General features: G+C 66.5%; 16 protein-coding genes and 1 pseudogene. 16 read left to right on the top strand and 1 reads right to left on the bottom strand.

What is annotated here, in order from left to right; genetic code table 11:
• Nucleotides 1-18 precede the first annotated feature (18 nt).
• Complete coding sequence (locus LZK98_RS10330) at nucleotides 19-981, top strand: alpha/beta fold hydrolase (RefSeq protein ID WP_233786470.1); 963 nt, start codon at nucleotides 19-21, stop codon at nucleotides 979-981.
• 112 nt (nucleotides 982-1,093) lie between these two features.
• On the opposite strand, the gene LZK98_RS10335 is transcribed toward LZK98_RS10330, so the two are convergent.
• Nucleotides 1,094-1,840, bottom strand: coding sequence for a FadR/GntR family transcriptional regulator (locus LZK98_RS10335; protein ID WP_233786471.1), 747 nt, complete (start codon nucleotides 1,838-1,840; stop codon nucleotides 1,094-1,096).
• Between the two features lie 141 nt (nucleotides 1,841-1,981).
• On the opposite strand from LZK98_RS10335, the gene LZK98_RS10340 reads away from it, so the two are divergent.
• The 15 genes and pseudogenes from LZK98_RS10340 to LZK98_RS10405 all read left to right on the top strand — a co-directional run bounded on the left by LZK98_RS10340 (nucleotide 1,982) and on the right by LZK98_RS10405 (nucleotide 24,446).
• On the top strand, nucleotides 1,982-4,699 hold the full coding sequence (locus LZK98_RS10340; protein ID WP_233786472.1) for a TonB-dependent receptor: 2,718 nt from the start codon (nucleotides 1,982-1,984) through the stop codon (nucleotides 4,697-4,699).
• A 13-nt stretch (nucleotides 4,700-4,712) separates the two neighbouring features.
• Nucleotides 4,713-7,244: a glycosyl hydrolase 115 family protein gene (locus tag LZK98_RS10345; protein ID WP_233782228.1), complete on the top strand. Its 2,532-nt coding sequence runs from the start codon at nucleotides 4,713-4,715 to the stop codon at nucleotides 7,242-7,244.
• A 45-nt stretch (nucleotides 7,245-7,289) separates the two neighbouring features.
• On the top strand, nucleotides 7,290-8,945 hold the full coding sequence (locus LZK98_RS10350) for a DUF5597 domain-containing protein (protein ID WP_406693335.1): 1,656 nt from the start codon (nucleotides 7,290-7,292) through the stop codon (nucleotides 8,943-8,945).
• A gap of 85 nt (nucleotides 8,946-9,030) precedes the next feature.
• On the top strand, nucleotides 9,031-9,375 hold the full coding sequence (locus tag LZK98_RS10355; protein ID WP_233782230.1) for a hypothetical protein: 345 nt from the start codon (nucleotides 9,031-9,033) through the stop codon (nucleotides 9,373-9,375).
• A 283-nt stretch (nucleotides 9,376-9,658) separates the two neighbouring features.
• Complete coding sequence (locus tag LZK98_RS10360; RefSeq protein WP_233782231.1) at nucleotides 9,659-10,228, top strand: RNA polymerase sigma factor; 570 nt, start codon at nucleotides 9,659-9,661, stop codon at nucleotides 10,226-10,228.
• Nucleotides 10,225-11,208 carry a FecR family protein gene (locus LZK98_RS10365; protein WP_233782232.1) on the top strand — a complete coding sequence of 328 codons (984 nt, stop codon included), beginning with the start codon at nucleotides 10,225-10,227 and terminating at the stop codon, nucleotides 11,206-11,208. Before LZK98_RS10360 ends, LZK98_RS10365 begins: the two co-directional genes overlap by 4 nt.
• 75 nt (nucleotides 11,209-11,283) lie before the next feature.
• The gene (locus LZK98_RS10370) at nucleotides 11,284-13,794 is read left to right on the top strand and encodes a TonB-dependent receptor domain-containing protein (protein WP_233782233.1); all 2,511 of its coding nucleotides are present in this window, start codon (nucleotides 11,284-11,286) and stop codon (nucleotides 13,792-13,794) included.
• Nucleotides 13,795-13,835: 41 nt separating this feature from the next.
• Nucleotides 13,836-15,299: an amidohydrolase family protein gene (locus LZK98_RS10375; RefSeq protein WP_233782234.1), complete on the top strand. Its 1,464-nt coding sequence runs from the start codon at nucleotides 13,836-13,838 to the stop codon at nucleotides 15,297-15,299.
• Nucleotides 15,241-15,519 (top strand): annotated as a pseudogene (locus tag LZK98_RS20705) (hypothetical protein); the annotation flags it as partial. The gene LZK98_RS10375 and the pseudogene LZK98_RS20705, both read left to right, overlap by 59 nt.
• A 342-nt stretch (nucleotides 15,520-15,861) precedes the next feature.
• Nucleotides 15,862-18,945 carry a TonB-dependent receptor gene (locus LZK98_RS10380; protein WP_233782235.1) on the top strand — a complete coding sequence of 1,028 codons (3,084 nt, stop codon included), beginning with the start codon at nucleotides 15,862-15,864 and terminating at the stop codon, nucleotides 18,943-18,945.
• Nucleotides 18,946-19,032: 87 nt separating this feature from the next.
• Nucleotides 19,033-20,541 carry a tryptophan halogenase family protein gene (locus tag LZK98_RS10385; RefSeq protein ID WP_233782236.1) on the top strand — a complete coding sequence of 503 codons (1,509 nt, stop codon included), beginning with the start codon at nucleotides 19,033-19,035 and terminating at the stop codon, nucleotides 20,539-20,541.
• A gap of 118 nt (nucleotides 20,542-20,659) precedes the next feature.
• Nucleotides 20,660-21,403: an SGNH/GDSL hydrolase family protein gene (locus LZK98_RS10390; protein ID WP_233782237.1), complete on the top strand. Its 744-nt coding sequence runs from the start codon at nucleotides 20,660-20,662 to the stop codon at nucleotides 21,401-21,403.
• A 237-nt stretch (nucleotides 21,404-21,640) separates the two neighbouring features.
• The gene (locus LZK98_RS10395; RefSeq protein WP_233782238.1) at nucleotides 21,641-21,973 is read left to right on the top strand and encodes a hypothetical protein; all 333 of its coding nucleotides are present in this window, start codon (nucleotides 21,641-21,643) and stop codon (nucleotides 21,971-21,973) included.
• A 56-nt stretch (nucleotides 21,974-22,029) separates the two neighbouring features.
• A complete protein-coding gene (locus tag LZK98_RS10400) occupies nucleotides 22,030-23,301 on the top strand; it encodes a TolC family protein (RefSeq protein ID WP_233782239.1) in 1,272 nt (423 codons plus the stop codon).
• Entirely contained in the window at nucleotides 23,298-24,446 is a 1,149-nt protein-coding gene (locus LZK98_RS10405; protein ID WP_233782240.1) for an efflux RND transporter periplasmic adaptor subunit, read from the top strand. Before LZK98_RS10400 ends, LZK98_RS10405 begins: the two co-directional genes overlap by 4 nt.

The raw sequence follows: 24,446 nt of genomic DNA on the forward strand, positions 1-24,446 counted from the left end.
CATTCGGAGGGTGGCACCATGAACTTGCGAGTGATCAGACTTTTGATTGCGGTGGCTTGTGCCTGGCTGGCATCCGCTGCGCTGGCGGCCTCGGCTCCGGGCGTGCCGGAGGGATGGTCGGACGGGTTCGTGTATGCGAACGGAATCCGCATTCATTACTATCGCGCGGTTCCGCGACCGGGAAAGCCGGTCATCGTCATGGTTCACGGAGTCACGGATAACGGACTTTCGTGGACCACGCTGACCGAAGAGCTTCAGGCCTCCTACGACATCTATATGCTGGACGCGCGCGGGCACGGGCTGTCCGATCCGTTCACCGACGCCGACACCGGCGATACGCTCGTCAAGGACGTGGTGGGCTTCATGCGTGCCATGAGCTTCGACAAGCCTATCCTGATGGGCCATTCGATGGGCGCAGCCACCGTGATGCGGCTGGGCGCGGAGTATCCGGACCTGCCGCGCGCGGTGATCATGCTCGATCCCTTGCTCGGCCGTCTCCCGGCAGGCGTTCCCGGACGGCCGGCAGGCGCGAGTGCCGGAGGCGCGGCGCCTGCACGGCGCCCCGGCTCGGTGAGCATGTTCGGCACGCCGGAAACACTGGTCGCGCAGAACAATGACTCGTTCGAGGATCTGCTCGCGGCGTGCGGCCGGCAGAACAGGATGTGGGACCCGACGGACTGCCAATATTGGGCACTGTCCAAGAAACAGTATCACGGGCCCTATTCGGCGGCCCAGATGCAAGCCATGCGAGGAACGATGGCGATCGAGGATGCTCTGGCGAGGATCACCGCGCCGGCCCTCATCCTCAAGGCCGATGCGCCGCCTGAGGTCCGCGAGGCCAATCTGAGAGCCGCGAGCGTGATGAGGAACGGCAAGCTGGTGCATGTCGACGGCTCCGGACACAATCTGCACCACGACAAGCGCGCTCGCACGGTGGAGCTGCTGACGGAGTTCCTCGGGCGACTCCAGACGAGCGGATGACTGGCACGGGCAGGCTGGCGGGCGTGGCGATTCATCGCAGCCTACCGGCACCTGGCCTCAATCTCGTCCCGTTCGGCAGACCCAAAATGTGTCGGACAAATTTATGCCGATGTCATGCATCCTGCTGAAGGAGGCGGTTGCGCAACTCGGCGCTTTGCTCGCGCGCGGCTTCCACCGCATCATTTTCGGTCACCTGCAGAAGATGGTCGATGACGCGCTCGAGATGAGAACGCATGGTCTTGCGGGCGGCGCGGGAATCACGCCGGCGAAGCGCGGCAAGTATCTCCTCGTGCTCCGAAATCCGGGAATTGAAGCCGCAATGTCGGGCCCGTGTCAGGATGTTCCGTGCGAGCGGGGATCGGTCGCGCATGTCCCACAGGCTCTCGACAGTGCGCTGGATCACGCTGTTCCCGGTGGCCCGGGCGATCGTCAGGTGGAATTCCCGGTCGGCAGCTTCGGCTTTCAAGCTGTCCGGATCGTGCATGGCTTCCAGCAGCCTTTCCAGCTCGGCCAGGAACGTGTCGCTGATCGACACCGCAGCCAGGGCGGCGGCCTCGCCTTCGAACAACCTCCTCGCCTCGATCAGCTCGAACGCGCCGATGTCGAGTTCCGGAAGCGGCGCCCAGACGCGGTCCAGTCCGACGACATAGATGCCGGAGCCTTTCCTGATCTCGACGACCCCTGCCATTTCAAGCGCGACCATCGCCTCGCGGACCGTCGTCCGGCTCACGCCGTGCAGTTCGGCCAGCTCGCGCTCCGTTGGCAGGCGATCGCCCTTCGGATGACGTCCCTGGCGGATCCACGAAAGGACCGAGTCGCATACGGCCCGATATAGCTTGTCGTTGCGATGTTCCTTCATGCCCGATCCGCGTGCCCCGCTCTCCACTGACTTGCAAGTCGATCATACCCGAAAATGTGTCTACCTGTAGCCCGCCATGTTGACAGACAAATATGGCAGACATATGGATGTATGACTGATCATACAAAAGGGGAGAGGCGGATGATGGTTCCCGGTCATCTGATGGGCGTGAGCCTGGTGGCGCTCAGCGTGGCGACGCAGCCGGCATGGGCGCAGCAGGCACCGCAGGCAGCCGCGCAAACTGGTGCCGATGCTCGCGATAACGGTGCTGGCGATCCGCGCCGCGACGATGCGGGTGCCTCTCCGCAGCAGGAGACCGGTAACGCACCTGCGCCCGATGACATCGTCGTCACCGGGGTGCGGGCGAGCCTTCGCTCCGCAGTCGGCATCAAGCGCAACGCAGGCGCGATCGTCGACTCGATCGTCGCGCAGGACATCGGCAAGCTGCCCGACAACAATGTCGCCGAAGCGCTGCAGCGCGTGACCGGTGTTCAGGTCACGCGCAGCCAAGGGCAGGGGCGGGGCATCGCCATCCGCGGCCTGAGTCAGGTGCAGACGCTGCTCGACGGACGCGAGATATTCTCCGCGGCGTCCCGCTCGCTGACGGTATCGGACGTTCCGGCCGAGTTGGTCGGAGGCATCGACGTCTACAAGACGGCGCAGGCCGACCAGATCGAGGGCGGCCTCGGCGGCACGGTGGACCTCCGGACGCGCCGGCCGTTCGACTTCAAGGGCCTGGAGATCGGCGCCAGCGTCAAGGGCGAGTACACCGACCTGCTCGGCAAGGTGAAGCCCTATGCGTCCGCGCTGGTCAGCAACCGCTGGTCGACCGGCATCGGCGACATCGGCGCTCTGCTGAGCGCAAGCTACCAGAATTTCGCCTATCGCATCGACCGCAACGCGGTGGGCACCTTCAGCGAGCGCCGCGACCTCTACGACCGCGACGGCGACGGCGTGTTCCCCAACGATCCGGACGACCTGATCGTGTCGCCGACCGACGTCGGCCAGCGCTACACCTATGGCAACCGCAAGCAGCTCGGCATCAACGGCTCGCTGCAATGGGCGCCGAGCGACAGCCTCGAATTCCACCTCGACGGGCTCTACACGCGCTATCGTTCCGACGAGGAAAACCAGCTCATTTATGCGCTCACCGGCACGAGCGGCATCCGCACCTCACCGGCGGTGGCGGTGCCGCCCTTCGAGTTCGCGGAGGATGGGCTCACTATCCAGCGGGGACGCTGGAACAATGCCGGCCTGACCACCAGCACCTACACCCAGGACGATACGACCGATACATATCAATTCGCGCTGGGCGGCAAATATGAGCGGGACGGTGTGCAGGTCACGGGCGATGTCAGCTACAGCCGCAGTATTTCCTGGAATACCTATAACGAGTTCGTGATTCGCGGTCAGGCGGCGACCTATGATCTCGATCTCTCACAGACGCTGCCCGTCATCGCGGTGACGGGCCTCGACCCGACGAAGATTGCCGGCTTCACGCTCAATCGCCTCACCTTCTTCCGGACGCGGACGACGGGTGACCAGTTCGCCGCGCGCCTCGACAGCCGCTTCGAGATCGCCGACCGCGGCATGACCGCGTTCAAGCTCGGCTTCCGCTATGCAAAGCGCAAGGCGGGCTCGGAACGGATCGAGGATAATTACACCTATCCGACGGGCGCCGATGCGATCGACGCGGGTCCTTTCCTCGATACGCAGAGGCTGACGGACAATGACCTGTTCTCCGGCCGCGACATCGCCATCCGGCAATGGCTGACCGCACGCTCCGATCTGCTGCGCGATTATGTCGGGCTGCGCGAACGGATCGGCTACCGGACGACGGCCCTGCCTTCGCTCATTCCCACCAATGCCTATGATTTCGACGAGGAGACCGTCGCCGGCTACGTCAAGGCCGACTTCGCCTGGTCTCTGTTCTCCATCCCGATGGACGGCAACCTCGGCATGCGTGTGATCGCGACGACCACCACCGGCAACAGCGCCGTCACGTTGCCGGGCGGCGGCTATGCCCCGCTGACGCAGTCGAACCGCTACGTCGATGCGTTGCCGAGCGTCAACGTACGCGCCAAGCTGCGCGACAATCTCTTCCTGCGGCTGGCCGCGTCCAAGTCGCTCACTCGGCCCGGCTTCTCGCAGCTCAATCCGGCACTGAGGCTCGATTATCTCTTCCTCTCGGGCTCGGCAGGCAATCCGTCGCTGCGACCGCTGCGGGCGGACCAATATGATGCGTCGCTCGAATGGTACATGCCCGGCGGCGGGCTCGCCTATGCTGCCGGATTCATCAAGAACGTCGACGGCTTCATCCAGAATTCGAACGAGAATGAGGTCCATGAAGGCCTGACCTTCCTGATCAGCCGGCCGCGCAACGGCGACAACGGCAAGATCAAGGGCTTCGAGCTCGGCTATCAGCAGTTCTTCGATTTCCTGCCCGCGCCGTTCGACGGGCTGGGGGTGCAGGCGAACTATACCTATGTCGACAGCAAGGCGCCCTCGTCCGTGGTCGGCCAGACCGTCCCGCTCGAGAATCTGTCGAAGAACAGCTACAATCTCGTCGGCATCTACGAGAAGTACGGCGTCAGCCTGCGCGTCGCTTACAACTGGCGCTCCGCCTTCGTGAACACCACCGGCGGCGGCGGTGCGGGCAACCTGCCGATCTACAGCAATGCCCAGCCGCAGCTCGATGCGTCGTTGAACTATGATGTCACGCCCAATGTGACGCTCACGCTCGAGGGTCAGAATCTGACAAGGCCGGACCGGATCGACTATTACGGCTATATGTACCGGCCCAAGGCGGTCCTGATCCAAGATCGCCGCATCCAGGTCGGAGTCAGGTTCCGTCTGTAATCGGGGGGTGTTCGTGGCTGACATCATCGGTCGCCGCTCCGCAGGCTCGTCTCGTGGAGCGGCTGCCCTGTCGAAGCTGGTGCTGGCCATCATCATCGGCCTGATCCTGCCGCTGTCGCCGGCGTTCGCCTCGCCCCTGGTGTCGGAGAGGCCATCGCGGGGAGGGTTTGCCGTCTTCGCCGACGGGCGGACTACGCCGATCCTCTACGATCCGCAGGATGCGCCGGTCGTCGCCCATGCGGCGACCGACCTGGCCGGCGATATCGCCGCGGTGACGGGCGTGAGGCCGACGCTGACGGCGAGCGCTGCACCGCCGGCTGGGCGTCGGGCGATCATCGTCGGAACCCTCGGCAAGAGCCGGCTGATCGATGCTCTGGCCGCGAAGGGGCGGATCGATGTGAGCCGCCTGCGCGGCGCATGGGAGAGCTTCGTCATCGCCACCGTGCGCAATCCCGCCCCGGGGTTAGAGGCGGCGCTGGTGATCGCCGGCAGCGACCGGCGCGGCACGGCGTTTGGCGTCTATGAGCTGAGCGAGGCGATCGGCGTCTCGCCATGGACGTGGTGGGCCGATGTGCCGGCGAGGCGCCACGACGCCCTGTGGATCAAGGCCGGAACGCGCCGCTTCGGTCCGCCCTCCGTCAAATACCGCGGCATCTTCATCAACGACGAGGACTGGGGCCTCCACCCCTGGGCCGCAAACACCTATGAGCCGGAAGCCGGCGGGATCGGCCCCAAGACCTATACCCGCGTCTTCGAGCTGCTGCTGCGGCTCAAGGCCAACACCTTATGGCCCGCGATGCATCGCGTCTCGCGCCCGTTCAACGATAATCCGCTGAATGCCAAGCTGGCCGACGAATATGCGATCGTGATGGGCTCGTCCCATGCCGAGCCGATGCTGCGCAACAATGTCGGCGAATGGCATGGGCCGGGCGAGTTCAACTACGCCGTCAACCGGGATGCCGTGCAGGCCTATTGGGAGAAACGGGCCGAGACCAACGCCCGCTACGAGAGCCTCTGGACGATCGGCATGCGCGGCATCCACGATAGCGGGATGCTGGGCGCGGCCACCCTCCAGGACAAGGTCGCGCTGCTCGACCGCGTGATCGCGGACCAGCGCGCCATGCTCGCCAGGCATGTCGACCGCGACCTCACGCGCGTTCCGCAGCTCTTCATGCCCTACAAGGAGGTGCTCGACATCTATCGCGGCGGGCTGCGCGTTCCCGACGACGTGACGATCGTCTGGCCGGACGACAATTTCGGCTACATCCGCCAGTTCCCGAATGCCGATGAGCGCAAGCGCGCAGGCGGGGCAGGCATCTACTACCATCTCTCCTATCTCGGCGCGCCCCTGTCCTATCTGTGGCTTCCCTCGACTTCGCCCGCGCTGGTGAGGGAGGAGATGACACGCGCCTGGGACGCCGGGATCCGCACGCTCTGGGTGGCCAATGTCGGCGACATCAAGCCGGCGGAGATCGGCATGACCCAATTCCTGGAGATGGGATGGGACATCGAGCGCTGGCGCGGCAAGGGCCAGCGCGCGTTCCTCGACGATTGGGCCGGGCGTACGTTCGACAGCACCCTCGGCTCGCGGATCGGGGCGGTGCTGGACGAATATTACGCGCTCAATTTCGAGCGGCGGACCGAGCATCTGCAATGGTGGCTGCCGGGTGAGAAGCCGCGCCGTTCGCCGCTGTCGCCGGCGGAGGTCGCGGCGCGGCTGGCGCGTTTCGACGCCCTCACCGCCACGCTCGACCGGATCGGCAGCGACGTTCCGCGCGAACAGGCCGACGCCTTCTTCGAGCTGGTCGAATACCCCATCCGCGCCGCCGCCGAGGCCAACCGCCGCTTCTTCGCCAACGAGCGTTATGCGGGCCTGATCGATTCCGATCCGGCAGAGGCCCGTGCTGCAGCCGCCGTCGCGGCTAGTGCGGACGAACGCATCAAGCAGCTGACCAGCCGGTTCAACAACGACGTCGCGGGCGGCAAATGGCGCTTCATCATGGCGGAGGAGCCGGCGGACAACCAGTGGCAGCAATATCGCCAGGTCGCTCAGGTGATCGCTGCCCCTGGGCTGCGCGCGGCTCTCCGGGATGCGCCGCAGCCTTCCCCGCCCGCCGACACCTGTCCGAGCCGGATGATCGCGGGACCGCCCGGCGCAGCGGGATGGCAGGTCGAACAGGGGCTGGGGAGAAGCGGCCGCGCGCTTTTGGCGAGGACTAGCGGTGCTGCGTTGGACATCGGCTTCGACCTGCCCTCTGGCTGCCGCGCCGCGCTTGGCCTGGTCCCGACCTTCCCGACCGAGGGGCAGGAGGGGTTCGCGCTCGACATCGCCGTCGACGGCGGGGCGTCCTCCACGATCACCGTGCCGCGTCAGGCCGGTGACAAGACGTGGACGCGAGGCGTCCTCGACAATCTGATCCTCGTTCCGTTGCCGGCGGACCTTGCGCCTGGGGAACATCGCGTTCGGCTTCGGACCAGGCAGAGCGGCCTGGTCCTCGACGGGGTGATGCTGTCGCGCGAGCCCTCGGAAGGAACGACGCACTAGCGTGTGCGAACGCCGATAACGGTCACGATCGATCGAACGGGAGGGATGGTGATAAAGCTCTTTCAAGACCGCCGCTTGCCGTCCGTTGCCGGCCTGCGCGGGGCTATTCTCGGCCTCCTGCTGATCCTGGGCTCGGCGCCGGCAGCGTCAGCCCAGCAGGCCGCCCCGCTTCCCCGTCTGGTCAGTGAGAAGGGGCGCCATGCGCTCCTCGTCGATGGGCGGCCGTTCCTCATGCTCGGCGCGCAGGTGCATAACAGCAGCAACTATGAGGCAATGCTGCCGCTGGTGTGGCCCACCATCAAGGCCCTCCACGCCAATACGGTGGAGGTTCCCGTCGCCTGGGAGCAGGTCGAGCCGGTCGAGGGGCAATTCGATTTCAGCTTCCTCGACGCGCTCGTGCGACAGGCGCGCGAGAACGGTGTCCGGGTGGTGCTGCTCTGGTTCGGGACCTGGAAGAACACGGGTCCGACCTACACGCCGGAATGGGTGAAGACCGACACCAGGCGCTTCCCGCGCATGAAGAGGCGCGACGGCAGCTCGCATTACGTCCTGTCGCCGCACGGCCGGAACACGCTCGAGGCGGATCGTCGGGCTTTCGTCCGGCTCATGCAGCACATTCGCGAGATCGATCCGCAGCATACCGTCATCATGGTGCAGCCCGAGAATGAAGTGGGAAGCGGCGGCCAGCCGCGCGACTTCGCCCCGGAGGCACAACGCCTGTTCGAAGGCCCGGTCCCCGCCCAGCTTCTGCGCGCGCTGGGGCGGCAGTCGGGAAGCTGGTCGCAGGTCTTCGGCGCCCATGCCGACCAGGCGTTCAACGCATGGTACACGGCCCGTTACATCGACGAGATCGCCGCGGCCGGCAAGGCGGTGCTCGACCTGCCGATGTACTGTAACGCGGCGCTGACCAATCCCTTCGACGAGGCGAATGCCGACAAGGGGGCCGTCGGTGGGCCGAACTGGAACGTCATCGCAATCTGGAAGGCGGCGGCGCCGCACATCGATCTGGTCGCGCCCGACATCTATGACCGCAAGCATGAGAATTATATCGCCTTCCTCGATCGCTACGCTCGTCCGGATAACGCCCTGATGGTGCCGGAGACGGGCAATGCGATGGATTTCGCCCGCTACTTCTGGCCGGTGCTGGGCAAGGGCGCGATCGGTTTCGCGCCGTTCGGAATGGACGGCACCAGCTATTCGAACTACCCGCTCGGCGCGAAGACGCTCGACCGGGAGACGATCGACGCGTTCGCCGCGCCATACCGCCTGTTCGCGCCGATGGCGCGCGACTGGGCGCGCATCGCGTTCGAGCACCCGACCTGGGGAGTTGCCAAGGGTTCGGACGGAGGCGACCAATCCACCGTCATGGGACGCTGGAAGATCACGGCACAATTTGGCCTGTGGCAGATGAAGGACCGTACCGATCCGCGCCTCGAGCCTCACCCGAATGCGGCACGCCCCGTAGGAGGCGCTGTGGTCGCGCAGCTGGGCCCGAACGAGTTCATCGTGGCCGGCACCTCGATACGGATACGCTTTGCACCAGCTGCCGACGGGACCATGCAGTTCCTCAGCGTCGAGGAAGGCAGTTTCATCGACGGAAAATGGGCGATGCGCCGGCGGTGGAATGGCGATCAGATCGACTTCGGGTTGAATTTCGTCGAGCCCGTCATGCTCAGGGTTCGGCTCGACACCTATCGCTGACGAATTCGCCGGAGAAGGTCATCGGGGAAATGAAGCTGCCAAGATGCGAGTCGGGCTGCGGTGCCTCCAGATCCGAGCGGCGTCTATGTCGGCCCGAACATCGAATGGAACCCCGTGTCATTATTTCGGACGATGCCAACACGGCCGGGTCGATGCCGGCCGGCATTGGTCGCTCAATGTCGAGGGTCGCAATTTTACCGACAAGCACTCTACCTCGACTGCGGCGATCGCACGGACTACCGACGCCTCGTCGGCCTCGCGGGGCGGCGTCAAGCGCGACATCTATGTCTCGCCGCGGGGCAAGGTGCTTGGCGGGCGCGACCCGGAAACCAGGATCACCGAGACAGTCGCGCGCATCCACGGCTCGCTGCTGCTCGGCAGCTGGGGGATTGGCTGGTCGAACTGGCCGCCAGTTGAACGATCGTCCTGATCCTGAGGGGGTCTATCTGTGATGGCCGCGGCCGTTTCGTGCCGGCGGCACCCTCTAACCGCGGTCGAATCTCAGGGGCGACGCCCGATGGCTTCGATTACAGCTTCGACGGATATGCTCAATTCCTCGAGCGCTGCGTCCTGTATTTCCACGATTTCGGGTCCCGATCGGGCGGTACGATCGCTTTTCACCAACGGCAGCGACGATTTACATTACATCATTCGGCAACTCGTTTGTCTTGCACGTATAACCGATTCAAGCACAACGAGACCTCAACGTACGCATGGTCGAGGATAAAGCCATCGAGGATTGGTTCTGCCGCGAGGTGCTCCCTCTCGAACGATCCTTGACGCACTTCATCCGGCGCAACTGGAGGGTCACGGATGATCTAGTCGACCTCAGACATGATATCTACGAACTCGCGATTGCCGGTGCGCGGAGCGGGCTGCCGCTGAACACGGGGCCATATGTGTTCACCGTGGCGCGCAATCACCTTATCAACCGTGCCAAACGGGCGCGGATCGTTTCATTTGAGCTGATTGCGGATCTGGAGGCCGTCGAGCCGGAGGTGGATCTGCTTGCGACCGAGCGGCATTTGAGTGCGCGCGAGGCGCTTCGCCGGGTGTATGAAGGTCTCGAGAAGCTGTCGCCGCGCGTGCGGGAGATCGTGAGGCTGCGCAAGGTCGACGGCCTCAGCGTCGACGAAACCGCCGAGCGGCTGGGGATCGGCAAGGACGCGGTGAATCACCAGGTGATGATGGGAATGAAGGCGCTCGCCGATCACATGCTGGGCGGGTCGGGGAAGATCGTGCGGCCGAAATTCGACCGACGTCGCAGGGAGGCCGGGCAATGAGCCGCGCCCGCCAAGCGAACGACCAGGCGGCCGCGTTCATCATCGCGTGCGAGGATGGTCCCTGGAGCGATGCGCAGCAGGCGGAGCTCGATGCCTGGCTCGCCGAGTCCGACGGCAACAAGGCCGCCTACTGGCGGCTGAAGCACAGCTGGAAAGAGGCCGATCGGATCGGCGCCCTTGGCCCGGGAGTCGAGAACGAGGCCACAACCGCCACCGCCACCAGCTATCGGGGACCGAAATGGTGGGTGCCCGCATCGATTGCCGCGTCGCTCGCGGTAGTCATCGGCATTGGATTCATGACGCTCGTCCCGTCGGCGCATGAGGAGCCGGTCACCGTGCAGGCCAGCTTTCAAACGCCGGTCGGCGGCCGCAAGATGGTGAATCTGGCCGACGGCAGCAGGATCGAGCTGAATACGGCGTCGCGCGTCCGGGCGGCGGTCTCGGACGCGCGACGCGAGGTCTGGCTCGAGCGGGGCGAGGCCTATTTCGAAGTGGCCCACAACAAGGAGCGGCCATTCGTCGTTCATGCCGGCAGCCGTCAGGTCACGGTGCTGGGCACCAAATTCGCGGTCCGCCGCGACGGCGGCAAGGTCGTCATATCGGTGCTCGAAGGCCGGGTCAGGGTGGACGACGCCGAAGACCCGCGGGCGGTCCGCTCGACCGATATCACCGGCGGCGATATCGCGCTTGCCCAGGGCGCCGCAACGCTGATCACCGCCCGTTCGGAAGAGCGGGTGGAGGATACGCTGGCATGGCGGCAGGGCATGCTGAGCTTCGACCGGGAGCCGCTCGCCAGCATCGCGGCCGAGTTCAACCGCTATAACCAGAAGCGGCTCGTCGTGACCGATGCCGAGGTCGCGGGCATACGGATCGGCGGCATCTTTCCCGCCTCCAAGCCGGCGGCCTTCGCCCGGCTGCTGCGCGAGGCCTATGGCTTGAGGGTCGAGGAGACGGCATCGGAAATCAGAATCTCGAATTGAGCATTACAGTTCCGCGACGCCCGATTGTCTCCAACCTTTGAAGGCCAGCAAAAGAGCGGCCAGCGGGAGGGACGGATGGGGCTCGGGAATCTTGTCGCCGTCATGGGGAGCGGCGTCTTCGCCGTTGCACTGGTAGCGCCGGCCCAGGCGCAGGTACGCGAGTTCAACATTCCGGCCGGGCCGCTCAAGGCCGCACTCGACGCCTATGGCCGTCAGGCAGGCCGGCCGATCCTCTACAAGGCCGACGAAGTACGGACGGCCCGGTCGCCAGGCTATCGCGGCGCGGCCTCGCCCGAGCGGGTACTGGAGGCGATCCTCGCCGACACCGGCTTCGCCGCCCACGCCGATGGCTCCGGCGCGGTCGCCATCGTGCGCGCCGGCAGGACGACCTCCGCAGCTACGCCGCAAGCCGGCGCGGAGCCGGGCGATGCCGAGACCCCGCCCACGGACGATATCGTGGTCGTGGCGCAGAAGCGCAGCGAACGCCTGATCGACGTTCCGGTCGCGGTTTCGTCGACGAGCGGTCAGGCGCTCGCCCGCCAGAATTCGGTCGGCCTGGCGGACTATTATTCACGCATTCCCGGCCTGTCGGTATCGAGCAGCTCGACCAGCGGCATCTCGCTGCGCGGCGTCACCACCGGCGGCAACGGCACCAGCCCCACCGTGGCGGTGATGATCGATGACGCGCCCTTCGGCGCGACCAGCTATCTCGCTTCGCCGCCGTTTCCCGATCTCGATCCCGCCGAGCTGGAGCGGATCGAAGTGCTGCGCGGGCCGCAGGGTACGCTCTACGGCGCCTCGAGCACGGGCGGGTTGATCAAGCTGATCACCAGACGCCCGGATCCAAACCGGTTCTCGGGCAGGGTCGAGATTCTCGGCAACAAGGCGAGCGGTGGTGACGAAGGCTATGCGGTGCGCGGATCGGTGAACGTGCCGGTGATCGACGACCGCGTCGCCGTCAGGGCCAGCGTGGGATACCGCGAGGACCCCGCCTATGTCGACGACATCCACCCGGCGGTGAACCGCAGGAATGTCAACCAATCCAGGACGCTGACCGGGCGCGCCGCCCTCTATGCCGCGGCGACGGACCGCCTGACCATCGACCTCAGCGCGCTCTACCAGCGGACCAGGACAACCGGGACCGCAGCGATCGAGCTGAACCCGCTGCCGTCCGCACCGCTCACCGACTATCGGCCGCGGTACGGCGACAACACGATCAACTCGCTGCTGGACTCGGCGAAATCCGAATTCCGGATGTTCCAGGCCAAGGCGAACTATGATCTCGACAGCAGCGAGATCAACGTGATCAGCGCCTGGTCGCGATCCGACCGGCCGGTGACGCAGGACGTGACGAGCTCGTTCGACTTTCTGCTGGGCCTCTATCCGGACTCCCCGACCGGTTCGACCGTCAGCCTCGTCGGCCGCGACCGCACCGACAAATTCTCGCAGGAGGTTCGTTGGAGCTCGAAGGGAACGGGTACGCTGGAGTGGATTTTCGGCGGTTTCTACACCAACGAACGCAATGCCCCCGAACAGGGCCTCATCGCCAACGACCCGTCCGGCGGAGCGATCGCCGATGTCGCCGTGTTCCTCAGCCCCTCAAGCTACAAGGAATGGGCGGTATTCGGCGATCTCACCTATCGCCTGACCGACAAATTCGACGTCCAGGTCGGCGGGCGCTGGAGCGAGAACCGGCAGACCTTCACTCAGGAATCCCTCATCGATCCTGCCGCCCAGTTTCTGTTCGGCCCCTCCACGACCGTCAGCTCCAAGTCAAAGGAATCGGTCGGAACCTGGCTCGTCTCCGCGCGATACAAGTTCGACCGCGACCTCATGGCCTATGTCCGGGTCGCGAGCGGCTATCGGCCGGGCGGCCCCAATCCCGTCGCGCTCGGTGTTCCCCGCACCTATGGATCGGATTCGGTGATAAGCTACGAGCTCGGCGCAAAGGGCACCGTTCTCGATCGGCGGCTGACATTCGATCTCGCCCTGTTCCAGATCGACTGGGACGATATCCAGATCCTGGCGACCCAGGCCTCCGGCATCGGCTTCAACACCAACGGCGGCAGCGCGCGCAGCCGGGGCCTGGAGGCGTCGGTCCAGCTCACGCCGTGGCGCGGAATGACGATCGCGGCGAATTCGACCTGGACCGATGCGGAGCTGATCAGCGCGTTCGCTCCCCCTCCCGCCGGCGGGACGTCGGCGGTCGGGCGGCCCGGTGAGGATCTTCCCTATGCCGCCAAGTTCTCCGGCAATCTCTTCGCGGAGCAGCGGTGGCCGCTGGCGCCGGGCCTGGAGGCGACCGCCTCGGTCAACTACAGCCATGTCGGCTCGCGCCGAGGCCAGTTCGCATCGACCGCGGCGCCGCCCGCCCTGCAGTCGCGCCTGGTGCTGCCCGCCTACGATACGGTCGATCTGAACCTGGGGGTCGAGACGGCCGGTTGGACGGTAAACCTCTTCGTCCGCAATCTCACCGATGAGCGCGGGTTGCTGAACCTCGCCAATCGCAACGGAACGACGCCGGTGGTGACGGCGACCTACATCCGCCCGCGGATCTTCGGGATGAGCCTCGCCAAAGCCTTCTGATCGCCCGGCCCCGCCAAGCAGCTCTTGTTGGAAGACCCGTGATGCACGTTCTGGCCAAGCTCTTCTCAGTCGTGGCGGCTGCGGCCGCCGGTATCGCTGCCGCAACGGCATCCGCCGAGCCCATCGCCTTCACCGGCGCGACGATCATCGACGCGACCGGGCGCGCGCCGATCGAGGACGGCGTCCTCGTCGTCGAAGACGGCCGCATCGTCGCGGTCGGCAACAGGCGGACGACGCGCATTCCCGCCGGCGCGAAGATCATCCGCAAGCAAGGCAAATACATTCTGCCCGGCCTGATGGATGCCAATGTCCACCTCTGGTCCTGGATCCAGGCGCCGTTGCTGCTGCACTTCGAGGGGAGGTATGAAGAGGGCATATTGGAGGCCGCCCAGCTCAAGCTGAAGTACGGCATCACCTCGGTATTCGATACCTGGGGGCCGCGCGGACCGCTGGTCAATGTCCGCGACCGCATCCGGTCCGGGCAGGCGGTCGGCAGCCGGATCTTCGTCGGCGGCAATATCATCGGCTTCGACGGTCCCTTCTCGGAGGATTTCGCCCCTTCCGGCTGGAGCAGGCGGGTCCCGCCGCTCGACAAGGCGACGATCGACCGGATCAATGCGATCTGGACGCAGGGCGTCAGCGGTGACGAGTTGATGACCCGAACTGCGGACGAGGTCGGCGCCGCCGTCGGCAGATACATCGCGGCCGGCAAGGTCGATTTCATCAAATATGCCTCGTCGGGGCAGCGCGATACCCGCTTCATCGTCTTCTCCCCGGCCGCGCAGGCGGCGATCGTCGCGGCAGGGCACAAGGCGGGGCTCACCGTTCAGGCGCACAGCACGACGGTCGAATCGCTGCGCATGGCGTTCGATGCGGGGGTCGATATCCTGACCCATTGCAATCACACGTCCGACCATCCGATCCCCGAGGACCTGGCGGCCAGGATCGCCACCGCGCGGCGCGATTGCTCCGCCATGATCCAGACGAGGGCGGGGCTGGCTGCCTTCAAAGGGGCCTCCACGCTGGATTTCGACGTGGCGGACCGGAACAACACCAATCTCATCGCGCATGGCGTGAAGATGATGGCGGCGACCGACGGCCAGCCGCCGACGCCGTCGCTGCAAGGCGGCGCGCCTCCCGAATTCTTCGCCGACTGGCGCCACGGCATGACCTGGTATCTGAGCTCGGCCGTCGCACACGGCATGACGCCGATGCAGGCGCTGATGGCGGCGACCAGGAACGTCGCCGAGGGCTATGGCCGGAAAGACCTCGGTACATTGGAAGCCGGCAAGCTCGCCGACCTGCTGATCCTCAATGCGGACCCGCTGGCAGATGCGAGGAACTATGAGGATATCGACACGGTCGTGCTCGGCGGCCGCATCGTCGATCGGCAAGCGCTCCCGACCAAGTCGATCTTCGAGGAAGGCCTCGGGGTGTTGCGCCAGGATGCTCGGCGCGAAGCGGCCCTCAAGGCGCCGGCCACAGCACCCAAACCAAGTCACTGAGCCATGTCGTTCTGGAACCGGCGCAAGCCGATCGCTACCTCGCGCGGGACCGCCGCGGCGTCCGGCCTGCGGCCTGGGATGGCCTCAGCTCGTTGCCCTGGGGGTCGGCGCCGAACGTGCCGGTCCAGCCGTGATCCTGGGCTTCCTGATGGCCGGCGTCGTATGTGCCTGCGCGGCAATGGCTTATGCCGAGCTGGCGACGGCCATCCCCGCCTCGGGAAGGCGGAGATGCCCTCAAGGTCGAGATGATCCGCAAGGCGCAGACCTTCACCTTGCCTCTCGCCAGGTAGCCGGCCGAGATCCTGGTAGACCCGGACACCGAGCTTCTCGCCGATACGATGCTCCGCCGAGCTCGCTGAGATTCTGCGGGCATGGCTGATGCGAGCCGGTGCGGTCAGACGGCGATCTCAGACCTCGCACCACGCCTATGCTCAAGGCCCCAACGTTCGCATTGTGCGATAGTCTACCACATTATACTCTTGACATCGATGACAAAGGTTCAATAAAGTAATTTAGTTATAAAAGGCGGAAGAATTCGCTTCGAAATGAAAAGAGGGGATCGATGGGCACTTCGCATCCGCTGTTGACGCGTTCGCTGCTGACGACGGCAGCGCCATTTGCGCTCGTTGCATTCGCCTTCACGCCGGTCGTGGCGGGAGCGCAGGTCGCTTCGCCGGACGCATCCGCTCCGGGGCAGGATTCCGCCGCTTCGGGGCAGGCCGACCAGCCGGAGCAGGATATCGTCGTCACGGGCATCCGCGCATCTCAGGCCCGTTCGGTCGAGATCAAGCGCAATGCCGACAGCGTGGTCGAGGCGATCAGCGCGCAGGACATCGGCAAGCTGCCCGACGTCACCATCTCGGATTCGCTGCAACGCATCCCGGGCGTCCAGATCCGCCGCGAGGCGGGTGAGGGCGGCGCGATCAATATCCGCGGCCTGCCGCAGGTGACCACGCTGCTCAACGGTGAGGAGTTCCTCGGCGCCAATTCGGTCACGACCGTCCAGCCGAACTTCACCGACATCCCGTCGCAGCTCTTCTCGGGCGCGACCGTGTTCAAGTCGCCGACCGCCTCGCTCCAGCAGGCGGGCCTGTCCGGCACGGTCGACCTGCTGACGCGCCGTCCGTTCGATCTCAAGCAGGGGCTGACCGTCTCGGCAGCGGCCGAGGCGCAATATGGCGACAAGACCAAGAAGTGGAATCCGTCGGTCAACGGGCTGGTCTCGTACAACTCGGGCCGCTTCGGCATCCTCGTGTCCGCCGCCTACAGCGATCTCGACCTCTCCAACAGCTTCCGCGGCATCCAGGATTACGGCGTCGCGCTGCGCAACGAAGGCGGCAGCGCGACCAATCCCGGCGACTTCGCGGTCGGCAACAACGGCGTCAGCCGGGGTACACCGGTGCGCGACGGGGCGGGCACGATCATTGGCTATGACGTCAACGGCGACGGCGATGCCAACGACGCCTTCATCACGCCGCAGTCGCACACCGCCTGGAACCGCATCACCAGCCGCGAGCGCTTCGGCGCCAACGCCTCGCTGCAGTTCGAGATCAACGATACGCTGCGCCTGACCGCCGACGGTTTCTACACCAAGCAGACGCAGTACGACCGCACCGCCGGGTTCCAGTTCCAGGCGGTGGACTGGCAGTCCGCGCCGTTCCTTCCCACCAGCTCGCGCGATACCGGCGCGATCGTCGGCGGCTATCACCTCAACACCGTCCAGACCTATGCCTACGACATGCCGAACTTCGACAGCTATGCGGAAACCTTCCGCATCCGGTCGAAGTCGCAGAACTACAACCTCCAGCTCGACTGGAATCCCAGCGACGCGTTCAAGGCGACGGTCCGCGGCATCTACGGCAAGGCCAGCCGCAAGCTCGACCAGGCCTATCTCCAGTTCAGCCTGACCGACGGCTATCAATGGGCCTATCAGGGCGTGGGCAATTATCCCGTGTCGCTCGGCGGCGACGTGCGCTTCAATCCGAACGGCTACCGCGTCTATAGCCAGCAGGCGACCGTCGATTATTCGAGCGGCGCGCCGGTCTTCACCTTCCCGCAGGCCTTTCTCGAGCAGACCAAGGACCCGTCGCGCTATGGCCTGAAGACGATCTCGTCGGAGAACAACGTCTATCGCGACGGCGACCTGTGGGCGCTGCGCGGCGATGCCGAATGGTCGCCAAGCGAGAGCGTCAAGGTGAGGTTCGGCGCCCGCTACGGCGAGCGCAGCGTCGACCAGTTCACCTTTGAGCGCATCTCTCCCTTCTATGCCGGCAACACCGACAATCCGCAGAATCCGGCGGCGGGATGTCTGGTCAAATGGAAGGCGTTCGACGTCAACCTGAACGATTCCAACTGCCAGGTTCGCGACGCGCAGGGCAACGCCTATACCGCCGGCTATACCCGCCTCGCCACCGATCCGCGGTTCCAGGGGCTATTGAAGCAATATGCGCTGCCGGCGGCAGGGACGCCGGACCTCTATGTCCTCAATCCCAAGGCGCTCGACAATTCGGAGGCGTTCCAGAACAGCTTCTATCCGGGCAGCATCAACAATGTGAACCCGGCCGACTCGTTCAGCATGAATCTCCAGCAGATCTCGGGCTATGTCGAGGTGAGCGGCGAGAGCGAGCTGTGGGGGATGCCGATCCGCGCCAACGGCGGCGTGCGCATCGTCAACACGCGCTTCGACGTGCGGCAGAACATCGTCGGCGCGCCGCAGCCCTATGGCGTTTCGGGCGTCGACGCCGGCGACGTCGTCACGCATCGCAATTTCACCGATTTCCTGCCGGCGTTCAACGTCGCGCTCGACATCACCGGCAAGCTGCGCCTGCGCGCGGCCTTCGCCAAGACGATGACGCTGCTCGATTTCCTGCAATGGGGCGGCGGCCTCAACGTCAACTATGCGATCGACACCACCACCAACCCGCCAATCTTCGCGGCGACGGGGGCCAATGCGCGTGGCAACCCGCAGCTCGAGCCGTGGCGCGCCGACAACCTCGAGGCGAGCCTGGAATATTACACCGGCCGGTCGAGCCTGATCGCGGTCGGTGCCTTCTACATCGACGTCGCCAGCTTCATCGAGAACGCGACGGTCAACCGCGACGACATCCCCGACAACGACGGGGTGATCCGCCGAGTGGTGCCGGTGAACACGGTGGTGCAGGGCGAGGGCGGCACGCTGAAAGGGATCGAGGTCTCGGCGCGGCAATCGCTGGCGGATTATGGAGTCGGCGGCTTCCTGCGCGGCTTCGGCGTCGACGCCAACTACACGCTTTCGCTCGGCGATACCGGGCGCGTCGACCTGGCCGGCAACGATCAGCCGTTCCAGGACAATTCCAAGCACCAGATCAACGCCGCGCTATGGTACGAGCAGTACGGCCTGCAGGCACGCATCGCCTATAACTACCGCTCGAAGCGCCTCGTCGCGTCCGATTACGCCGGCATCACCGGGCTCGCTCAATATCAGAAGCCGACCCAGTATCTCGACGCGTCGATCTCCTACGACATCACGCCGAACTTCACCATCTACGGCCAGGCCTCCAACCTGACCGGCGAGACCGAGCGCTATTACCTGACCTTCCCGGATCAGGTGTTCAACGAGAACATCTACGAACGGCGCTTCATTGCGGGCGTGCGCGCCAAATTCTGATACCCCCGAACTGCCGCCGCTCGCGCTTGGCGCGGGCGGCGGGGCCTTTTAGGAACGTGCAAGGGAAGGCTCCGGCAGGGCGAGGTCATGCAGGCTGATCCGATCCGGTCGATCGTCATCGTCGGCGGCGGCACCGCCGGCTGGATGGCGGCAACCTATCTCGCGCGGCGGCTGCGGCACCTGCCGATCGCGATCACCGTGATCGACAGCAGCGCGATCGGCACCGTCGGCGTCGGCGAGGCGACCGTGCCCGCGATCCGCGACTTCTTCGCCGCGGTCGAGCTCGGCGAGCCCGAGGTGCTGCGCGAGACCGAGGGCACGATCAAATACGGCATCCGCTTCGTCGACTGGGCGGAGCCGGGGTACAGCTTCTTCCATCCGTTCGGCCTCTACGGCGTGCCGGCGCGCGGCGTCGCCTTCCACCATTATTGGCTCAAGCTGCGCGCGAGCGGCGCGGCGACCGGGCCGCTGTCCGACTATTGCCTGTGCGCGCAGCTCGCCGAGCGCGGGCTGTTCCTGCCGCCGGGCGACCGGCCGGCGAATGACCTCGGGGTCTTCAACTTCGCGGTTCATTTCGACGCCTCGAAATTCGCCGCGCTGCTGCGCCGGCTCGCGCTCGCCAACGGCGTCGCGCACATCGACGCGCGGATCGACCAAGTCGAGCTGGCGGCGGAGAGCGGCCATGTCGCCGCGGTGGAACTGGCGGACGGGCGTCGCATCGCCGGCGATCTGTGGATCGACTGCTCGGGCTTCCGCAGCCTGCTGCTCGGCGAGGCGCTCGAGGTGCCGTTCGTCGACTGGCGCCGCTGGCTGCCGTGCGACCGTGCCATCGCCGTGCCGTGCCGCGCGGCGGTCCCGGCGCACCGGCCGATGACCACGGCCACCGCGCGGCCCGCCGGGTGGCAGTGGCATATCCCGCTGCGCCATCGCATCGGCAACGGGCATGTCTATTGCTCCGATTTCACCAGCGATGAGGCGGCGGAGGCGCTGCTGCTCGCCTCGATCGAGGGCGAGCCGCTGGCGCCGCCCAATCGGCTGCGCTTCACCACCGGGCATCGTGCACGTTTTTGGGAAAGGAATGTGGTGGGGCTGGGGCTTTCCTCCGGTTTCCTCGAGCCGCTCGAATCGACCAGCATCACGCTGATCCAGTCGGGGCTCGAACGCTTCGTCGCGCTGTTCCCCGACCGCGGCTTCGACCCGCGGCTGGCCGCGACCTACAATCGCCAGTCGGTGCTCGAGTTCGAGCGCATCCGCGATTTCCTGCTGCTCCATTATTGGTCGAACCGCCGCCACGGCGAGCCCTTCTGGGACTATATGCGCGCGATCGTTCCGACCGACGGGCTGCAGGTGAAGCTCGACGCATGGCGCGCGGGCGGCGAGTTCGTGCGCAACGAATGGGACACGTTCCAGGACCCGAGCTGGCTCAGCATGTATGCGGGCTTCGACGACCTGCCCGCGCGCTATTCGCCGCTGGCCGACCAGTTCTCCGTCGCCGAGCTCACCGACAGCCTCGCGCGGATGAAGGCTGCGATCGGCGCGACGCTGGCGCATGCGGAGCCGCATGGCGATTTCCTTGCGCGCACGGCGCAGGCGTGAACGGATCGGAGAGGGGCCGATGCGGTGCGCCGGACCCGGGCTCGCGCTGCGCGGCTGGAACCCCACGGAGGCGAAGGTCGCCGTGGCCGGACCCAATTTATGAGCTGACGGAGGGACCATGAGCATCGATCGCAGAAACCTGCTGCTGGGCGGCCTGGCGCTGCCCTTCGTCGCGAATGCGGCGCGCGCCCAGACCGCCGCGCCGCCGAAGGAGGAAAGCTGGGACCAGCGCTGGCAGCGGCTGCTGCGCGAGGATTTCGGCCATCTCTTCCGCTATCGCGACGACGATGCGACGGTGCGCGCCTCGGGCAGGCCGGTCGACATCGTGTTCATGGGCGATTCGATCACCGAGGGCTGGCGCGACAAGCGTCCCGGCTTCTTCACCCCGGGGCGCGTCGGCCGCGGCATCAGCGGCCAGACGACGCCGCAGATGCTGGTGCGCTTCCAGCCCGACGTGATCGACCTCAAGCCCCGGCGCGTTCACATTATGGCGGGGACCAACGACATCGCCGGCAATACCGGGCCGATGACCGAGGAGGCGACACGCGACAATTTCCGGGCGATGGCGACGCTGGCGAAGGCGAACGGCATCCATGTGATCCTCGCCTCGATTCCGCCGGCCGGTGCCTTTCCCTGGCGCCCCGGCCTGGAGGTGAGGACGCCGATCGCCTCGCTCAACCGCTGGCTCAAGGGTTATGCGGCCGAGATCGGCGCGACCTGGGTCGATTATCATCCGGCGCTTGCCGACGCCTCGGGTGCGATGAAGCCCGGCATGGCCAATGACGGCGTGCACCCGACCGAGGCAGGCTATGCCGCGATGGAGGCCGTGCTGGAGCCCGTGCTGCAGGACGGCAGCAGCTGAGGCGGCGAAAGCAACGATATGCGACGCCGCTGCTTGCCGCTTATGTCTCGCCTCATGCGCGGGCGCGCCTAACGGAAGCTATAAACGGCTGGGTCTCGGCTCCGCAGACTGGGTGCGGCTGGCCACGCGATAGCCGGGAGCGCCTGTCGGCGCGACGGCACGGCATGGCCGGAGCCAAACCGGCGTCGTCGAGATAGAGCAATGACAGATCGGCGCTCGGTCGATAGGATCGCGCTCATGGTTCGCCGTGCGTGGATGCTGGTTCTGTTGCTGCTTGCGACGTCGCTCGTGACGACGGCGGTCGTGCACGCGCGCGAGCTTCAGGTGCCGGTGACCCTCGAATGCACCGGCGAGGTGCACAGTGCGGACGATCGCGATCAATCGACCGGCGACGCCGACAACGGGCTCCCGCACCATCATGGTACATGCCAGGGTCCCGCACTGGCGCTTCCGTCCAAGGACGACGCTCCGGGCGTGCTGCTCGTCGCAAGCGCACGACCGACAGCCGCGGCAAGCAGGGCCTTGGTCTCGCATCCGGTCGACCCTGCGCTGAGGCCGCCCAACGCCTGACCGGGTCGCAGGACCGGCGTCCGCCGGTCTCGGCAACTCTCGGTCGGGAGCAATCCATGAAGATTCATTGCGCGGCCGTGATGGTCGCGGTGTCGGGCGCGGCAGTGGCGCAGGCACCAACCGTGCCGCAAGCGGACCGGACGTCCGCCACGCCGGTTTATACGTTGGAGGACGCCTTGCGCGCCGCGGGCGCATCCTCTCCCGCCGCCGATGCGGCGTCCGCGGGCGTCGCGGCGGCGCGCGCCGGCCGCACCGCCGCCGGCCTGCACCCCAATCCGCAGGTGCAAGTCCAGGTCGAGAACGTCCTCGGCTCGGGACAATATTCCGGATTCGACAGCGCGGAGACGACGGTTGGCGTGGCGATCCCCGTCGAGCTGGGCGGCAAGCGCGGCGCCCGGATCGCCGTTGCCGACGCGCAGCTGTCGCGGGCGGAGCTGCAGGCGGCGATCGCGCAGGCCGACATCCGGCTGCAGGTGACCAGCCTCTACGTCGAGACCATCGCCGCGGAGGAGCGCGTCATGCTGGGCCGCGATCAGCTGCGGATCGCCGGCGAGGCGCTCCGCGCCGCGCGCGTCCGGGTGCAGTCGGGGCGTGCATCGCCGATCGAGGAGCAGCGCGCCGACGTGGCGCGCATTCAAGCGGAAGCCGACCTCGAGCGCAACCTGCGCCTCGCGCGGGCGGCGCGCGAGAATCTGGCGCGCCGGGTCGGATCGATCCCGGCGGGGCCGCTCGATCTGGGGCTGCTCGACCGCATTCCGCCGGCGACGCAGGGCCCCGTCGTCCCACCGAACGCGGCGGGCACGCTCGCTCAGGCGGCGGCGGATGCCGACCTCGCCTTTGCCGACGCGGGCGTGCGACTGGCGCGGGCCAACCGGGTGCCCGACCTGACCGTCGGCCCGGGATTGCGCCGGCTCGAGCAGACCAGCGACATGGCGGCGATCTTCAGCATCTCGATCCCGATGCCGCTGTTCAATCGCGGTACCGCGGCGGTGGATCAGGCGCGGGCGGAACGCGCGCGGGCCGAAGCGCAGCGGCGCGTGACTCAGCTCGACGTCGAGCAGACGATCACCGATGCATCGGCCGCCGTCGACAATGCGGCAACCAGCGCCCGTGCGGCGGGCCCCGCATTAGCTGCCGCGGAGGAAGCTGCTCGGATCGCCCGCATCGGCTATCGCGAAGGCAAGTTCGGCCAGCTCGACCTGCTCGATGCCGAGCGCACGCTCGCCCAGACGCGCAGCGCTGCGATCGACGCCTTCACTGCCTATCACATCGCCAAGGCGCGGCTGGAACGGCTGACCGCTCGCGCGCCCAGGGGAGACAATCGATGATCGGAATCCCTTTGAAGCCCGGCGCGGCGCTGCCGATCGCGCTCGCCTTGTCGCTCGCTGGCTGCGGTGCTCCGAGGACCCCCACCTCGAACGAGGCCGCGCCGAAGGGCGCGGACCACGGCGAGGAAGGCGTCGTTACCCTCACGCCGCAGCAGATCGCCGCCGCAGGGATCGAGCTCGTGTCGCCGACCATCGGCGGCAGCGCCGGCGCGATCGAGCTGCCGGCGACGATCGAAGGCGATCCGCAGGCGACGCAGGTCGTATCGGCGTCGATCGGTGGGCGCGTGGTCTCGCTCACCCGCAATCTCGGGCAATCGGTCGGTCGCGGCGAGACGCTCGCGGTGATCGAGAGCCGTGAGGCGGCGCAGCTCAAGGGCGAGATCGAGGCGACCGAGGCGCGGCTTGCCCTTGCGGAATCGAATTACGCGCGCGAGCGCCGCCTGTTTGCCGAGCGCGTGTCGCCCGAGCAGGACCTGATCGCCGCGCGCACCGCAGCGACCGAGGCGCGGATCGCGCTGCGGCTGGCGCGTCAGCAGCTTTCCGCGGCGGGCGCCGGCGGCGGCGGTCTCAACCGTATCGGCATTCCGGCGCCGATCGCCGGACAGGTGATCGCCCGCTCGGCGACGCTCGGCCAGACGGTGGCCGCCGACGCGGAGCTGTACCGCATTGCCGATCTCGACAATGTCTCGCTCAGCCTCGCGCTCCAGCCCGCGGACGCGGGCCGCCTGCGCCCGGGTACTGCCGTGATCGTCATCGCGCCGGGACGTCAGGCGAGTGCGCGCATCACCTTCGTGTCGCCCGCACTCGATCCCGACACCCGCCTCGTGACGGCGCTTGCGCAGCTCGACAATCGCGCGGGCCAGTGGCGCGTGGGGGAGCCGGTCACCGCATCGATCCAGCTCGGCGGGGGCGGCGACGGCACCATCCGGGTGCCGACCACCGCGGTGCAGACGATCGAGGGGCGAACCGTCGTGTTCGTGCGGACCGGGCAAGGCTTCCGCGCGGCTCCCGTCGCGCTGGGGCGGCAGGACGGTGATATGGTCGTCGTGACCAAGGGGCTGACCGGGCGCGAGCGGATCGCCGCGCAGAACAGCTTCACGCTCAAATCGGCGCTCGGCACCGCCGAAGCCGGACATGAGGACTGA

Origin of the sequence: Sphingomonas cannabina, from assembly GCF_021391395.1 — a bacterium.
Lineage (GTDB): Bacteria > Pseudomonadota > Alphaproteobacteria > Sphingomonadales > Sphingomonadaceae > Sphingomonas > Sphingomonas cannabina.